We start from the raw sequence: 14,410 nt of genomic DNA on the forward strand, positions 1-14,410 counted from the left end.
CCCAAATCGATACCGGCGGCCCTCGCCCTTTACATCACGCCACGCTGTTCACAACGTCCGTGGGAATTACAGCTAGGAATTATTTCGGGCGGGTATGCGTTAGTATGGGTAGTCCGGCAGGCGTGCCAGCCGGTTTGGTAACAAAATACGGGGATGATCGGTTTCGACGATGTTAGTCGCGACAGGTGAAGCGGGCCGAGGATGCAGATTTATCTCGTAAACGCTGTCTGCAAACCAATAAGTGCCAATTCTAAGCGCACTGACTTCGCTCTTGCTGCCTAAGCAGTAAGACAGTCCGTCAGCCCGAGGTTGCTATCGCCCCGGATCCTGGCGTCATTTAGATAGCCACTGCTGTTTACTCCCGTCATCGGAGTAAACGGGACTTTTAGGTGACTGGGCCCGGATCAGCCAGCTGTTTGCAGCATGGCTGGGGCCGAGAAAATCCGACGCAAACTGCGCCCGGAGAAGCCCTGACAACACGACATCGGACGGGGGTTCAATTCCCCCCATCTCCACCCCCGAGATGAATCGGGACATCCTTTGCGGATGGGCCGAGTCATCGAAAAACACCCCGGTCTCCTGACCGGGGTGTTTTTCTTTGCCCGGCTGCCCGGATACCGGGGCGCCCGCACCGGGAATGCCGGCAGGGCCTAAGGGCTCTAGCGGGTCGGCCGGCCCCGCCCTTATCGTCAAGGCATGCACAACGACCCGGCGCAACTGCCCACTGAAGTCCTGGACGCCGCCACGTGCTGGGACCTCCTGCATGGAGTGTCTGTTGGCCACCTGGCTGTGCTGGTGGACGGATATCCGGAAGTTTTCCCCGTAAATTACAAAGTGGACCAGCAGTCAGTTGTCTTCCGCACCGGGGAAGGAACCAAGCTGCGGGCCGCCGGGGGACCACTCGCCGTCGCGCTTGAAGCAGACGGCCACGACGACTCAAAAGCCTGGAGCGTGCTGGTCAAAGGCAAGGCCGTCATCCTGGAGCCCACCCAGGAACTCCTGGCGGGAGCCGCCCTGACGCTGTTTCCCTGGCAGGCGGGAGAGAAGGACCACTTCGTCCGCATCGTCCCCACCTCCGTCACAGGCCGGCGCTTCGTCATCACATCACCGCTGACATGGTGGAACCATGTAGGGGAGACGGCGGCCAGGGACACGGCTTAGCGGGTGGAGGGCCCATCGGCCCTTTGCTGAAGTCCTGCTTGCTGGTAGCAATGTCCTATGATTGCGTCGCCCACCGCCGCTGCCGCTGCCAAGCCACCGTTTGACGCCGTCATTTTCGACCTGGACGGGGTGGTCACCAACACGGCACTGGTGCATCAGGCAGCGTGGAAGGACGCGTTCGCCCGGATCCTGCACGACCCCAGGATTCCGCGGGGCACCGACCGTGCCCCGCTCAGCAGGGCCGACTACCTCACCTATATCGACGGCATGCCGCGCGAGGAAGGAGTGGTGCGGTTTCTGGCAGCCAGGGGAGTGCTTCTTGAGAAGGGGCACGAAACAGATGAAGCCGGTGCCTGGACAGGATTCGGCCTGGGCCAGTGGAAGAACGAGCTGTTCCTGGAACACCTCCGGCGGGACGGGGTCCAAAGCTACCCCGGGACCCTGCAGCTGCTGCGCCGGCTCACCGAGGCTGCAGTGCCCATGGCCGTTGTCACCTCGAGCCGAAACGCGGCATCGGTCCTGGAAGCAGCGGGCGTCCAGGATCTCTTCACCGTCGTCATGGACGGGACGACGGCGGCAGCGCTTGGGCTGCAGGGAAAGCCTGCCCCTGACGTCTTCCTGGCTGCCGCAGCAAGGCTTGGCGTCAGTCCGTCACATGCCGTGGTGATTGAGGATTCGGCCGCTGGTGTCGAGGCCGGGCGGCGCGGCGGTTTTGGCCTGGTGGTGGGAATCGACCGGGCCGGGAACCGCCGGCAGCTTGAAGCCGCGGGGGCGGACACTGTCCTCAACGATGTGGGCGAGCTGGACTTGGGCCAGGTGATCGGCAATGCCTGGCACCTTGTGTTTGAAGGTTTTGACGCCGGGCACGAAGGACACCGGGAGGCCCTGACCACCCTGGGCAACGGCTACCTGGGCGTTCGTGGAGCGGCCCCCGAGGGCGGTCCGTACAGCTACGCAGGCATGTACCTCGCCGGCATTTACAACCGGGTCAGGGCGAAGTCCGCCGACGAGATGCTGTTGGAAGAACACATGGTCAACGCGCCCAACTGCCTTCCGCTTGACCTGCGCCTGGCCGGGCAGGAATGGTGGTCTGCGGGCGGGCTGTACGTCGTCCGCGAGCGCAGGGTCCTGGACCTCAAAAAGGCGGTGCTGGAGCGAAGGCTGTTGCTGGAAGGTGCCGACGGGCGGCGCCTGGAGGTGGTGCAGACACGATTTGCATCCATGGCCGAGCCTCACCTGCTGGTCCTTCAGACGGCGATCACGGCCTTGGGCTGGAGCGGCATGGTGGAGGTCCGCAGCGGAATTGACGCCGGAGTCCGCAACGCGAACCTCCCCGAACGTGCCCAGGGCTCCGATGTCCACCTGGCCGACAAGACGGCCCCTCAGCGCCCGGACCCGGAGGTGCGTCCTGACGGTACCTCCGTCGTCGAGGTTGAAACCACCCAAAGCCTCATCCGCATCGCCGTGGCCTACCGGACGCAGGTCTCGCCGGCCGCCGCACACGTTACCGGGGGCGCGATCGGAGCCTTCCATTTCCAGACCCTGCCGGTTCTCCTTGAAACCGGTACCACGGCGCGGATCACCAAGTCAGTGGCGGTGGTGACCTCCCGCGACCGTGCCATCTCCTCGCCCGAAACGGGTGCCCGTTCAGTGCTTGAGCGCGCGCCCGGGGATTTCGATGTGCTGCTCGCCGCCCACGAGGAGGCCTGGCGGCGTGAGCTCCGACCTTTCCTGGTGGAGATTGACGCCCCGCTGCCCGTGCGCATGGTCCTTAACCTGCATATCTTCCACCTGCTGCAGACCTTGACCCACCACACGGCCGAACTGGATGCCGGCGTGACGGCACGCGGACTCCACGGGGAGGGCTACCGCGGCCACGTCTTTTGGGATGAGCTGTTTGTCCTTCCGGTGCTGACTTCACGAACTCCGGATATTGCCCGGTCGGTACTCGACTACCGGTGGCGCAGGCTGCCCGCGGCCCGGCATGCAGCATCGTTGGCCGGGCAGGAGGGAGCAAAGTTTCCTTGGCAAAGCGGCAGCGACGGGAGCGAGGAAACCCCGAAATGGCTGTACAACGACAGGTCCGGCAGATGGGTCCGGGACTATTCGCATCTGCAGGTGCACTCCGGCCTGGCCGTCGCCTTCAACGCATGGCAGTACTTCCAGGCCACCGGGAACAAGATCTGGCTCCTGCAGAAGGGTGCTGAGCTGGTGGTTGAAGTTGCCCGCTTCTTCTGCTCCCTGGCGGAGTACGACGAGACAGGCGGCAGGTACCACGTGCGGGGCGTGGTGGGACCGGATGAATACCATACTGGCTACCCGGACCGTGACAAACCGGGCCTGGACGACAACGCGTACACGAACGTCATGGCCGCCTGGGTTTGTTCCCAGGCAGCAGGCATCCTCTCATTCCTGCACGGCAGCGAGCGCGCGGGGCTGATGGACCGCCTTGGCGTCACGGATGCCGAAGCCGCCGGGTGGGAGCGTTTGGGGACTTTCATGTACGTGCCCTTTCACAGCGACGGCGTCATCAGCCAGTTTGCTGGTTACGGGGATCTGCAGGAACTTGACTGGGACCATTACCGGGACACCTATGGCGACATTGAGCGGCTGGACCTGATCCTCGAGGCAGAAGACGACGCCACCAACCATTACAAACTGGCGAAGCAGGCGGATGTCCTGATGCTCCCGTACCTCCTGGGACACGATGGGCTGGTCACCGTGCTGCAGCGCTTGGGCTACGGGTTCACGCACGAACAGCTCAACCGGACGATCGAGTATTACCTTGCCCGGACGGCCCACGGCTCCACGCTGAGCCGGGTTGCGCACGCATCGGTCCTGGCCGGCCTGGACGCGGACCGGGCGTGGGACAGCTTCCGGGAAGCGCTCGACGCCGACCTCGACGATACCCAGCATGGCACCACGCGCGCGGGCATCCATTTGGGCGCGATGGCTGGAACCATCGACGTAGTGCAGCGCAGTTTTGCGGGGCTGCGGTTCAGCGGCGACACCATCTTGTTTGCCCCCAACCTCCCCACCGGGCTGCGGGCCGTTGCTTTTGAGGTCCTCTACCGGGGGCACCGCCTCCGCATTCATCTCAAGGGCGGGGATATGAGTATCGCCTCCGCTCCAGGTGACGCCGGCCCCATCAAGGTACGGGTCCATGGCAATGACGTGTTCCTTCCCGCCGGGCAGACCCGGCACTTCCCGCTCCCTGCCCGCGCTGCGGGGGTGGTGGTGCCGTGAAGCGGCTGGGCATCCTCACCAGCGGCGGTGACTGCCCCGGCGTCAACGCGGTCATCCGGGGAGCCGTGCTGGGCGGAGACGTGGCGCATGGCTACGAATTCATCGGGTTCCGGGACGGGTGGCGGGGTGTCCTGGAGCAGGACGTTTTTCCTTTGCCCCGGACGAGTGTCCGCGGTATCTCCCGCCTGGGCGGAACCATCCTGGGCACGTCCCGGACCAATCCGTTGGTGGGGAAGGGGATCGAAGGTGTCCGCGCCTGCGTCCGGCGCCACGAACTGGACGGCCTGATTGCCATTGGGGGAGAGGGGACACTGGCAGCTGCCCGGGAATTGTGCGGGCAGGGCATCAATGTGGTGGGTGTCCCAAAGACCATCGATAATGACCTCGGTGCCACGGACTACACCTTCGGCTTTGATTCCGCGGTCCAGACTGCCACCGAAGCCATCGACCGCCTCCGGACTACTGGCGAATCGCACCACCGGTGCATGGTCGCAGAGGTCATGGGCAGGAATGCCGGCTGGATAGCACTGCATTCCGGCATGGCGTCGGGCGCGCACGCCATCCTGATACCTGAACATCCGGTGTCCCTGGACCAAATATGTTCGTGGGTACTGTCAGCCCGGGACCGAGGCCGGGCTCCCCTTGTGGTGGTGGCCGAGGCCTTCGCTCCCGAGGGTCACCAAGCACCCTACGCACCCCGTGGCCTGGATACTTTTGGGCGGCCGCGACTGGGAGGGATCGGCCTGCTGCTCGAAGGGGAACTGCAGACACGGACCGGCATCGAAACGCGCGCCACCGTTTTGGGCCACATTCAGCGTGGCGGCGAACCCACGGCCTTCGACCGGGTCCTTGCCACCAGGCTGGGGCTGGCCGCTGTCGAATCGGCAGCCGCCGGCAGATGGGGCACCATGGTGTCGCTGCGTGGTACGGACATAGTCAATGTTGACCTGGGGGAAGCGCTGGGAGAACTGAAGGTGGTCCCTGAAGCACGGTACGAGGCGGCCGCTGTCCTGTTTGGATGAGGCAGGATGAGGCAGGGGACCTGTTGGGCAGAGCCTACCGTTCCGCCCGGACCCGGAGGACCGCTGAACCGGTTATCCTGTCGGCGGCCAGGTCGTCGAGGGCCCTGTCTGCTGCGTCGAACGGGTAGGTCGTCGTGGTGAGGGCCAGGGACAGCCTGGCTGCGAGAGTCAGGAACTCATGCCCGTCAGCCCGGGTATTGGCTGTTACGCTCCGCACTTGACGTTCGTAGAAGAGTTCCGTGCTGTAATTGAGGGCCGGGATGTCGCTCAGGTGGATTCCGGCGATGGCGAGGGTTCCACCCCTGTCCAGGGCGCGCAGCGCAGCCGGGACAAGTTCTCCCACCGGTGCGAAAAGAATCGCGGAATCGAGGGGTACCGGCGGCTCGTCATAAGCGTCCCCCGCATAGTCGGCTCCCAACTTCCTGGCGAGGGACCGGGCACTGTCAGACCGGGTCATGACAAACACGGAGGCACCCTGTTTGATGGCAAGCTGGGCGGTGATGTGCGCGGAGCTGCCAAAACCGTAGATGCCAAGGCGCCCGCCAACGGGCAGGGCCGCACGCTTCAGGGCCCGGTATCCGATGATCCCCGAGCACAGCAGCGGCGCGGCCTGTTCGTCAGTGAAGCCAGCTGGCACCGGGTAGGCGAAATCCTCCGCGACAACCAGTTGCTCGGCATAGCCCCCATCCCTGTCCCAGCCCGTGAACACCGGTGACCTGCACAGATTCTCGTCGCCGCGGCGGCAGTAAGCACAGCTGCCACATACGCCACCCAGCCACGCCACGCCAACCCTGTCGCCTGCCGCGAAACGGGAACAATCCGCTCCGGTTTCGACGACGACTCCGACAGCTTCATGCCCCGGCACCACGTGGGGGCGCCGCGGGGAGAGGTCACCTTCGGCGAGATGGAGGTCGGTGCGGCACACACCGCAGACGGTCACGTCCACCAGTATCTCGTCGGCCGCAGGCCTGGGAACTGCACGGATCCCCTGGACCAGCGGGCGGGTGGACATGGGACCGGGCTCGCCTACCCACCATGCACGCACTGGATCTCCTGCCTGGAACCTGCGCACCTGCCGGTCCGGGCCGCCTACTCGAGACCGGCGCGGGTTGCCTCGTCCAGCGGGGCCTGCCACAGCAGCGGGGCGTTCATCGTGAAACGCCTGCCCGTCACCGACTCCGGTGTAATCCGGATGAAGTACTCCTGGCCCACGCCCTGCCAGGGGAACAAGGCGCGCCGGATGTCATCCAGGTCGGGTCCAGTGGGTGTTGTCTCGGCAGCCTTGCCCTTAACGACGACGCTCCACGCAAGCCCGAACTGCGAACTGACGGCGTCTGCTTCCAGGGCCACCGTGGCATCCGACTGGATGGCCTGCTGCTTGGTTCCTGACCCGGTGCGGAAAACCAGCGTGTCACCATCAACCTTGAAGTTGACGGGAAACACGTCGGGGTGGCCATCGGCGATGACGGCGAGCCGTCCCACCCCGGTTTGGCCCAGGAGGTCCCAGCACTCTTCAGGGTCGAGGATTTCCGGCACGGGTACGTTTGATTTGTCAGTCATAGGGCACAGCGTAGGCAACTCTTCGGCATCGGGAAAGGGCACAAAGGCCCGGCGTCAAGGGCAGGACCAATGGCCCTTGGGCCCGGGGCGGCCCAATGGGACGCTGTGGGAACACCCGGGAAACCCTGATCTTCCTGCGGGAGGTGGCCATGCTGACGCACTTGTTCCTCAACCGCGTGCTGTGGGCCGTCGCCGGACTGCTGGCGCTGGCTGCTGCGGCAACCGGGGTCTGGCGCCCTGGAATCTACAATGGCGTGGTGGCCCCCGACCTGGTCCCCGGCGCCTACTCCCAGGACCTGCTGTCAGTGGCGGCCGGGCTCGGATTGCTGTACCTGTCGTATGCGGCAAAGCCCCAGAGGGCCAAATTCCAGATCGTGGCCCTGGGACTCCTTGGCTACCTCTTCTACGCCTACGGGATCTATGTCATTGAGCGGACCTACAACGGCCTGTACCTGCTCTACATGGCAGTCTTCGCCCTGTCATTCTGGGCCTTGGTCACCGCCGGGGCCACCGTGGCCCGCGACGCGCCATCCGTCTCCCTTTCTCGTGCACCCAGGATTGCTTCAGCAGCCGGCGCCATCCTTCAGCCGCTCATCTTCTACCCCCTGTGGATTGGCATGCTCCTGCCCCTCATGCGGAGCGGCGAACAAATCGATTCCCTCTACTCGATCTTCATCCTGGACCTTTGTTTCATCATGCCCGGATTCCTGATCCTTGCCTTCCTCACGTACCGGAACCACCGTACGGGTCTGCTGCTTCTCCCGGCCCTGTACGTCCTCGGCTTCACCCTCATCTTCTCCCTGGCGGCGGGTGAACTGGTCAAACCCCTCTTCGGTGCAGAACCAAGCCTGGCCGCCTTCCTTCCCGCACTTGGGCTCTCGGGGCTCTTCCTGGTGCTTGGAAGCCTGCATCTGGCCAAACTGAAGGCCGTGAATCCACTGGCAGCAGCTGCCGCCGGCTCCCAACCCATCCCTCAGCAATCCGAGCGCTCCGGCCGGCAAACCCTCGAAAAGCCGTCCCCCACAGTAAAGAGAAACGCATGAAAGCCCTCGTCTACGGCGGACCCGGCAACAAGTCATGGACGGATGTTCCGGACCCCCGGATCCAGCAACCCGGCGACGTCATTGTCAAAATCGATACCACCACCATCTGCGGTACCGACCTGCACATCCTCAAAGGTGACGTGCCCGCCGTCGAAAAAGGCCGGATCCTGGGCCACGAGGGGGTGGGAACCATCGTGGAAACCGGGCCTTCCGTGACGGGGCTAAACGTGAACGACCGTGTCATCATCTCGTGCATCAAGTCCTGCGGCCACTGTGCCAACTGCAAGGCCGGACTCTACTCGCACTGCCTGGGCGGCGAGGGCCAGGAAGGCACGGGATGGATCTTCGGGCACCTCATTGACGGTACCCAGGCGGAGTACGTCCGGGTGCCCTATGCCGAAAATTCCCTGCACCTGCTGCCTGCCGGCGTCAGCGACGAACAGGCCGTCATGCTCTCCGATATCCTCCCCACGGGATTCGAAATCGGCGTCCAGTACGGCCGGGTAAAGCCCGGCGACACCGTGGCCGTGGTCGGTGCCGGGCCGGTGGGACTGGCGGCGATCACCACAGCAGGGCTGTACGGCGCCGCTACGGTGGTGGCCATCGACCTGGACGCCAACCGCCTGGAGAAGGCAAAGGAGTTTGGCGCCACGGACACGGTCCTGTCAGGCAGCCGTGACTGGAAGGAACAGGTCCTGGCCCTGACAGGGGGACAGGGAGTCGATGTGGCCATTGAAGCTGTTGGCGTGCCGGCAACATTTGGCATGTGCACCGACATCGTACGGCCCGGTGGTTCGGTGGCGAACGTCGGGGTGCATGGAAAACCCGTGGAGCTGCACCTGGAAAACCTGTGGATCCAAAACATCAGCATCAGCATGGGGCTGGTGAATACCAACACGACGCCCATGCTGCTCAAGCTGGTGGCCCAGGGAAAGATCAGGGCGGAGAAATTCGCCACGCACCATTTTGGTTTCGGTCAGTTCCTTGACGCCTACGACACCTTTTCCCGGGCTGCCGAAACCAAGGCCCTCAAAGTGATCATCACGGCGTGAATCCGGACACCGCTACAGCCAGTCTGCGGAGAAGTCCACCGGCGGCCACCACCGTGTCCGGGACCTGACGGCGAACCGCCGTCCGGTGAGCTCCGTGGGGGTCAAAGCTACCAGGTGGTCCTTGATCCCGGGCTCCCACGGCTCGCGGTCGGCATCGGAGTCGGGGAGCGTCATCCGGGTCCCATCGAATTCTTCCGGCTTGCCCTTAGCCACCACGCTCCAGACTTCCGTGGCGTAAGGGTTCAGTCCATCCACCTCGAGTGCCGCGACTGCGCCGCTGAGCAGGGCGCGCAGCTTGGTGCCGGGCGCGGTACGGAACACCAGCGATTCCCCGGCAACGGAAAAGTTGACCGGAAAAATCTCGGGAACGTCACCATTGATGACTGCCAGCCGGCCGATGTATGAGGACCGAAGGTACCGCCAGCATTCATCGGGATTCAGCACTTCTGTTCGAGACCCACCAGCGGAATCAGCCATGGTACCGATCCTAGGGCCTGGAGCGCGGGTGTGCACTGCTGGGGCGTTCACCCAAGGCGTAGCCGCGACGGGACTGGATCCAGGCCGTTCACCGTTGATTCCCGTAAGGGCCCCAGAGGGCACGGAACAGCCGGAAGCGGCACTCAAAGCCGGAGGTGCGCCATGGACCAGGCGCAGGTACCAATAACAGCGGACAATGACGATGTCCTGGACTCGTACTCGCAAACAGTGATGCGGGTGGCAGCTGCCGTGACGCCCCACGTGGCAGCAATCGAGATGACGGCGCAGCGCCGCAATGGCCGGGCCCGGGTGGGCGCAGGTTCGGCCGTCCTCTTCACCGAGGACGGCTACCTGCTCACCAATTCCCACGTGGTGGCCGGCACCCGGCACGGCTTCGCGGTCTTCGGCGACGGCAGCAGGATGGAGCTGGAACTCGTTGGCGCGGACCCCTTGTCCGACCTTGCGGTGGTGCACGGTTCGCGGCCGCGAATCCGGCCCGCCGTGTTCGGCGCGGCGGAATCCCTCCGGGTCGGGCAGCTGGTGGTGGCCGTGGGCAACCCGCTGGGCTTGGCCGGTTCGGTGACCGCGGGGGTGGTCAGCGGGCTGGGCAGGGCCATTCCAGTCTGGTCGGGCGGTAACCGGCGGGTCATCGAGGACGTCATCCAGACCGATGCGGCACTGAACCCCGGCAACTCCGGCGGTGCCTTGGCGGATACTCACGCCAGGATCGTGGGCATCAACACCGCAGTGGCCGGAGCCGGCCTGGGACTGGCAATTCCGATCAACGCGACCACCCGCAGGATCATCTCCGCGCTGTTGTCAGACGGAAGGGTGCGCCGCGCGTACCTGGGCCTGGTGAGTACCCCGATGCAGCTCGGATCCAGCGCCGTGATCCGCACCGGGCTGCGTGAAGGGCTCCGCGTCGTAGAGGTACTGCCCGGGTCGCCTGCAGACAAGGCAGGCCTGTCGGCAGGGGACGTCATCGTCACGGCCGGGGGCCGCCCGGTCAGCAACGCCGAAAGCCTGCAGCGCCTGCTGTTCGCCGATGCCATCGGCCAGCCGCTCAACCTTGCCGTGCTGCGCGATGGCGCAGAACGCCACCTGACGGCGGTTCCGGAGGAAATGACGGCCAACGGAGCTGGATAACGGCCGACGGCGGGCCGGCACCATGGGCAGGCACATACGAAAGGCTAGGGGCTGACCTGGGGGGCTTCCACGTCAGCGATGCCTACGAAACGCGTCCCCACGCCGTCGTACTCGCTGCGCACGCACCCGGGACGCACGGGGGGAACCTCGGACGGCGCGTGGTGCCCGCACACCACGTAGGTGAAGTCCGGCCACCACTTCTTGGGCCGGGCAGCCTCCTCGTACCCGCACACGGCGCACTCAAGGTGCACCCAGACGGGCCGTTTGCCGGTGCGGTTGGCCCGTGACTGCACCAGCCAGGGCGGGGGATTGTCCAGGATGCTGCGGAGCTCGGCCTCAGACATCCACTTCGGCAGGCCATGGCGCTGCGCCATCTCAAGGGGAACATCCAGGGTTATTGCTGCGTCGCGTCTGCTGATCATCACGTTCCACGATACGGGAGGCGGCCAAATCGGCGGTGCGCCGGTGATTCAGCTTCCCAGGATGCAGCCGGGGTGGGGCGTTTCGGTGGAGACCCACAACGCCGAGGCGATCTCATCCGCAAGGTCGAAGTCGCGGGTGCCGCCGGGGCCGGCGATGCGCACCATCAGTGCACCGCCGAACGGGCGCCGACCCAGTACCTCAACCTCGGCGTCGAGATCGATGTCCTGGGCGGCGAGATACCGCAGGAGCTCAGGATTGTCATCGCTGATACGGGTGATTTTTCCGCTGTGCCCCTGGTCCAGCCCGGCGAGGAGATGGGCGCTGGGCATCAGCACCTGGCCGTCCGCGGTGGGAATGGGATCGCCGTGCGGGTCCCGTTCCGGGTTTCCGAGTTTGGCTGCGACGCGTTCGATGAACGTATCCGAGACCGCGTGCTCCAGCTGTTCGGCTTCATCGTGGACCTCGTCCCAGCTGTAGCCAAGACGCTGGACGAGGTAGGTCTCGATGAGCCGGTGGCGCCGGACCATTGACAGGGCCAGGCGCAGGCCGGACTCGGTCAGGGTGACTGCGCTGTAGGGCTTGTGGTCCACCAGCCCCTGGTCCTTCAGCTTGCGGACCATCTCCGACACCGAGGAATTCGCCACGCCCAGCCGCTGTGCCAGCTGGGAGGACGTGATGGGCTTGTCCTGCCATTCCGTGAATGAATAGATGACCTTGACGTAGTCCTCGATCGAGGAGGAGGGCGCGCTGGTCTTCACAGGTCCAAGCCTACCGGTTTGGCCGGTCCGGCAGGGGCGGCCCCGGGTCAGGCCTTGGCGGCGCGCCAGGCCAGCGTCAGGTAGGGGAGGTCGAGTTCCTGCCCCGGAGCATGGGCCAGGTGTTCGTGCAGGTACCAGTCGAGGTTGGCAAGGACCTTCGCCCGCGTCGCCTCACCGGCCCGCAGGTAGTAGCTGCGCGATTTGGTGAGCTCCATCAGGTCACTGGTGGTCACCCGGTCCTGCCAGTGCGTCACATGCCCCTCAAGCCCGTGGAATTCGGGCCCGACGACGGGCTTGTGGCCGGGCCGGTAGACGTCGCCGGCGTGCATGATCCGGGAGAGCCGGTGCACCCAGGGGACAGAGGTGTCCAGCTGGTTCCAGACCAGGCCCAGGGTTCCGTGCGGGCGCAGGACGCGAGCCAGTTCGGTGCTCGCAGCGAGGGGATCGCACCAGTGCCACGCCTGGGCAACGGTGACCACGTCGAAGGCCGCATCCCGAAGGCCTGTGGCCTCGGCCGTCCCCGCCGCAGCCGTGGCGGCCGGGCAGTGGGTCTTCAGCTGGGCAAGCATGTCCGCAGAAGGATCGACGGCGGTGACATCCAGTCCCATGGCCAGCAGCAAGGCGGTGAATTTACCGGTACCCGCCCCGACGTCCAGGGCGTCACGGGCCCCGGCAGGCACCAGCCACCGTGCGGATTCCGCCGGATAGCCGGGGCGGACGCGCTGGTAGTGGCGGCCGCCGTCCTGGAAGCTCTGCCCGAGCTCCGTGCGCCGGCCGTGATCAAGCCTGGGGCCACCCCGAACCACGCGTGGCCTCCTTCCGGTCCTGCCTGCGGATGTCCTTCGAATTTACCGCATGGCCGGTGCCGGCAGGCAGCCGCCGTTACCCCGCTAGTCGTCGAGGCAGGGGGCCGCGCCGGCCGTCCCGGGGGTATTGGGTGCCCAGTGCGGGTAGGTGCGGAAGTCGTTGGCGGGCACCCAGCGGCCTGCGTCCACCACGTAGTCCCACCCGAGTCCGTTGCTGCGCAAAGCCCGGATACCGGCAAGGAGGCGTTCAGCATCCTCCAGCCGCGAGCCCACGCCGAAACTCGCCCGGAGGGAGCCGGACGGCAGGCCCAGGCGCTTCAGCAGGGGATGGGCGCAGAAGCGTCCGTCCCGCAGGCCCACGCCGTGCTCTGCGGAAAGGTAGGCGGCCACCAGCCCTGCGTCGTAGCCCTCGACGGAGAAGTTGACCACGCCGATGGTGTCCGTTTCCGGATTGGTGTCCTTGAAGATCTGGTGGACGGTGACGCCGTCGATGCCCTGGAGGCCCTCCACCAGGAAGGAGCGGATCGCGGACTCGTGCGCATGCCACCTGTCCTGGTCGAGTTCGGCGATGACCTGCGTGGCGCGTGCCAGGGTGGCGGCGCCGAGGACGTTCGGCGAGCCTCCTTCGTGGCGGGCCGGCCCGGTGGCCCAGCTGACGCCGTCGAGCCGTGCTTCCTTGACCGCCCCGCCGCCGGCGAGGTGCGGGACGCCGGAATCCAGCCAGTCAGGCTGGCCTACCAGGACGCCTGCGCCGAACGGCGCGTACAGCTTGTGGCCGGAAAAGGCGAGGTAGTCGACGTCGTCCGCGCTGATGTCCACCCGGCGGTGCGGCGCGAGCTGGGCCGCGTCCACCACGATCCGGGCGCCGTGCTGGTGGGCCAGCGCGGCCAGGGCCCGGATGGGGAGGATCTCGCCGGTGACGTTGGAGGCGCCGGTGACGGCCAGGAGGCTGACGCCGCCCTGTTCGAGTTCGGCGCGGACCGCGTCAAGGGTGCCGGCGATGGTGTCCGCGGCAACGATGCTGCGGTGCGGGACGCCCTGCCACGGCAGGAGGTTGGCGTGGTGTTCGATGTCCAGGTAGAGGACGTCACCGGCGGGCCGTCCGTCCGTCCGGGGCAGGCAGCCCGCCAGGAGGTTCAGCGAATCGGTGGTGTTCCGGGTGAAGATGACCGAATCGTCCGGCCGGCCGCCCACGAAGTCCCGGACGATGCTGCGTGCGTTCTCGTACACGGAGGTGCTGATCTGGGAGGCGTACCCGGCGCCGCGGTGGACGCTGGCGTAGTAGGGCAGGATCTCGTTGAGGTAAGCGGACACCACGGAGAGTGCAGGGGCCGATGCCCCGTAATCAAGGTTGGCGTACCGCACGTGGCCGCCGGTTATCAGTGGTGCTTGGATTTCGGCCCCGGTGACTGCAGCGAGCGGGCGGCCGGCGGCGGCACGGCGTTCGGCAGCAACGGCGGATTCGGTGACGGGTTTGGGGGAGACGGTGGCAGTTGTCACAGAGACCTCACTTGTGTACAGGACTCCGGCGTACGGAATCCGCGCTTGCCGCATCCACTCCGGACCGGCCTGGTCGTCACCCGGGGCACCCCGCCGCGAATGGAGGGTTGCCGGCCAGCAAACCGGGGTTTTGCGCTGGCACTCGTGACCTGAATAAAAGCGTAGGACATGGGGCGGCCAGGCTGGAAGCCGGGCCAATTGTTAAGGGCTTTATTA

13 protein-coding genes, 1 other RNA gene and 1 riboswitch are annotated in these 14,410 nt (G+C 65.8%); of the genes, 7 read left to right on the forward strand and 7 right to left on the reverse strand.

Annotated features, from left to right (window positions below; all coding sequences use genetic code 11):
* Positions 1-149 precede the first annotated feature (149 nt).
* The 4 genes from ssrA (at position 150) to PV772_RS19865 (ending at position 5,429) form a co-directional block, all read left to right on the forward strand.
* Positions 150-518: a transfer-messenger RNA gene (ssrA, locus tag PV772_RS19850) on the forward strand.
* A 178-nt stretch (positions 519-696) separates the two neighbouring features.
* Positions 697-1,161 carry a pyridoxamine 5'-phosphate oxidase family protein gene (locus PV772_RS19855; RefSeq protein WP_141181858.1) on the forward strand — a complete coding sequence of 155 codons (465 nt, stop codon included), beginning with the start codon at positions 697-699 and terminating at the stop codon, positions 1,159-1,161.
* 57 nt (positions 1,162-1,218) lie between these two features.
* Positions 1,219-4,407 (forward strand): HAD-IA family hydrolase, encoded by a 3,189-nt coding sequence (locus tag PV772_RS19860; RefSeq protein ID WP_347887314.1) that lies wholly within the window; start codon positions 1,219-1,221, stop codon positions 4,405-4,407.
* Positions 4,404-5,429 carry an ATP-dependent 6-phosphofructokinase gene (locus PV772_RS19865; RefSeq protein WP_347887315.1) on the forward strand — a complete coding sequence of 342 codons (1,026 nt, stop codon included), beginning with the start codon at positions 4,404-4,406 and terminating at the stop codon, positions 5,427-5,429. The genes PV772_RS19860 and PV772_RS19865 overlap by 4 nt, the downstream gene beginning before the upstream one ends.
* A gap of 34 nt (positions 5,430-5,463) precedes the next feature.
* On the opposite strand, the gene PV772_RS19870 is transcribed toward PV772_RS19865, so the two are convergent.
* Complete coding sequence (locus PV772_RS19870; RefSeq protein ID WP_347887316.1) at positions 5,464-6,474, reverse strand: zinc-dependent alcohol dehydrogenase family protein; 1,011 nt, start codon at positions 6,472-6,474, stop codon at positions 5,464-5,466.
* A 44-nt stretch (positions 6,475-6,518) separates the two neighbouring features.
* Positions 6,519-6,989 (reverse strand): pyridoxamine 5'-phosphate oxidase family protein, encoded by a 471-nt coding sequence (locus PV772_RS19875; protein WP_141160011.1) that lies wholly within the window; start codon positions 6,987-6,989, stop codon positions 6,519-6,521.
* 95 nt (positions 6,990-7,084) lie between these two features.
* Here PV772_RS19875 and PV772_RS19880 point away from each other — a divergent pair, with 95 nt between their 5' ends.
* Positions 7,085-8,032, forward strand: a complete 948-nt coding sequence (locus PV772_RS19880; RefSeq protein ID WP_347887317.1) for a hypothetical protein — start codon at positions 7,085-7,087, stop codon at positions 8,030-8,032.
* Positions 8,029-9,084: a zinc-dependent alcohol dehydrogenase family protein gene (locus PV772_RS19885; RefSeq protein WP_347887318.1), complete on the forward strand. Its 1,056-nt coding sequence runs from the start codon at positions 8,029-8,031 to the stop codon at positions 9,082-9,084. Before PV772_RS19880 ends, PV772_RS19885 begins: the two co-directional genes overlap by 4 nt.
* A 12-nt stretch (positions 9,085-9,096) precedes the next feature.
* Here PV772_RS19885 and PV772_RS19890 read toward each other — a convergent pair whose 3' ends face one another.
* The gene (locus PV772_RS19890; protein ID WP_141181853.1) at positions 9,097-9,561 is read right to left on the reverse strand and encodes a pyridoxamine 5'-phosphate oxidase family protein; all 465 of its coding nucleotides are present in this window, start codon (positions 9,559-9,561) and stop codon (positions 9,097-9,099) included.
* A gap of 162 nt (positions 9,562-9,723) precedes the next feature.
* On the opposite strand from PV772_RS19890, the gene PV772_RS19895 reads away from it, so the two are divergent.
* Entirely contained in the window at positions 9,724-10,707 is a 984-nt protein-coding gene (locus PV772_RS19895) for a trypsin-like peptidase domain-containing protein (RefSeq protein WP_141181852.1), read from the forward strand.
* Positions 10,708-10,751: 44 nt separating this feature from the next.
* Here the strand turns inward: PV772_RS19895 and PV772_RS19900 are convergent, their stop codons facing one another.
* The 4 genes from PV772_RS19900 to PV772_RS19915 all read right to left on the reverse strand — a co-directional run bounded on the left by PV772_RS19900 (position 10,752) and on the right by PV772_RS19915 (position 14,194).
* Positions 10,752-11,129, reverse strand: a complete 378-nt coding sequence (locus PV772_RS19900; protein WP_347887334.1) for a hypothetical protein — start codon at positions 11,127-11,129, stop codon at positions 10,752-10,754.
* Between the two features lie 48 nt (positions 11,130-11,177).
* Entirely contained in the window at positions 11,178-11,888 is a 711-nt protein-coding gene (locus PV772_RS19905) for a metal-dependent transcriptional regulator (protein WP_347887319.1), read from the reverse strand.
* A gap of 47 nt (positions 11,889-11,935) precedes the next feature.
* Positions 11,936-12,694, reverse strand: coding sequence for a class I SAM-dependent methyltransferase (locus tag PV772_RS19910; RefSeq protein WP_347887320.1), 759 nt, complete (start codon positions 12,692-12,694; stop codon positions 11,936-11,938).
* Between the two features lie 84 nt (positions 12,695-12,778).
* Entirely contained in the window at positions 12,779-14,194 is a 1,416-nt protein-coding gene (locus tag PV772_RS19915) for an aminotransferase class V-fold PLP-dependent enzyme (RefSeq protein ID WP_347887321.1), read from the reverse strand.
* Between the two features lie 36 nt (positions 14,195-14,230).
* Positions 14,231-14,344: riboswitch (SAM riboswitch) on the reverse strand.
* Positions 14,345-14,410 lie beyond the last annotated feature (66 nt).

The organism is Pseudarthrobacter sp. CC12, assembly GCF_039907755.1.
Taxonomy (GTDB): Bacteria; Actinomycetota; Actinomycetes; order Actinomycetales; family Micrococcaceae; genus Arthrobacter; species Arthrobacter niigatensis.

Excerpts from the sequence above, each read along its gene's own strand:
- PV772_RS19855 (WP_141181858.1), top strand. The coding sequence starts at position 697 with ATGCACAACGACCCGGCGCAACTGCCCACTGAAGTCCTGGACGCCGCC.
- PV772_RS19860 (WP_347887314.1), top strand. The coding sequence starts at position 1,219 with ATGATTGCGTCGCCCACCGCCGCTGCCGCTGCCAAGCCACCGTTTGAC.
- PV772_RS19875 (WP_141160011.1), bottom strand. The coding sequence starts at position 6,989 with ATGACTGACAAATCAAACGTACCCGTGCCGGAAATCCTCGACCCTGAA.
- PV772_RS19880 (WP_347887317.1), top strand. The coding sequence starts at position 7,085 with ATGGGACGCTGTGGGAACACCCGGGAAACCCTGATCTTCCTGCGGGAG.
- PV772_RS19885 (WP_347887318.1), top strand. The coding sequence starts at position 8,029 with ATGAAAGCCCTCGTCTACGGCGGACCCGGCAACAAGTCATGGACGGAT.
- PV772_RS19890 (WP_141181853.1), bottom strand. The coding sequence starts at position 9,561 with ATGGCTGATTCCGCTGGTGGGTCTCGAACAGAAGTGCTGAATCCCGAT.
- PV772_RS19895 (WP_141181852.1), top strand. The coding sequence starts at position 9,724 with ATGGACCAGGCGCAGGTACCAATAACAGCGGACAATGACGATGTCCTG.
- PV772_RS19900 (WP_347887334.1), bottom strand. The coding sequence starts at position 11,129 with ATGATCAGCAGACGCGACGCAGCAATAACCCTGGATGTTCCCCTTGAG.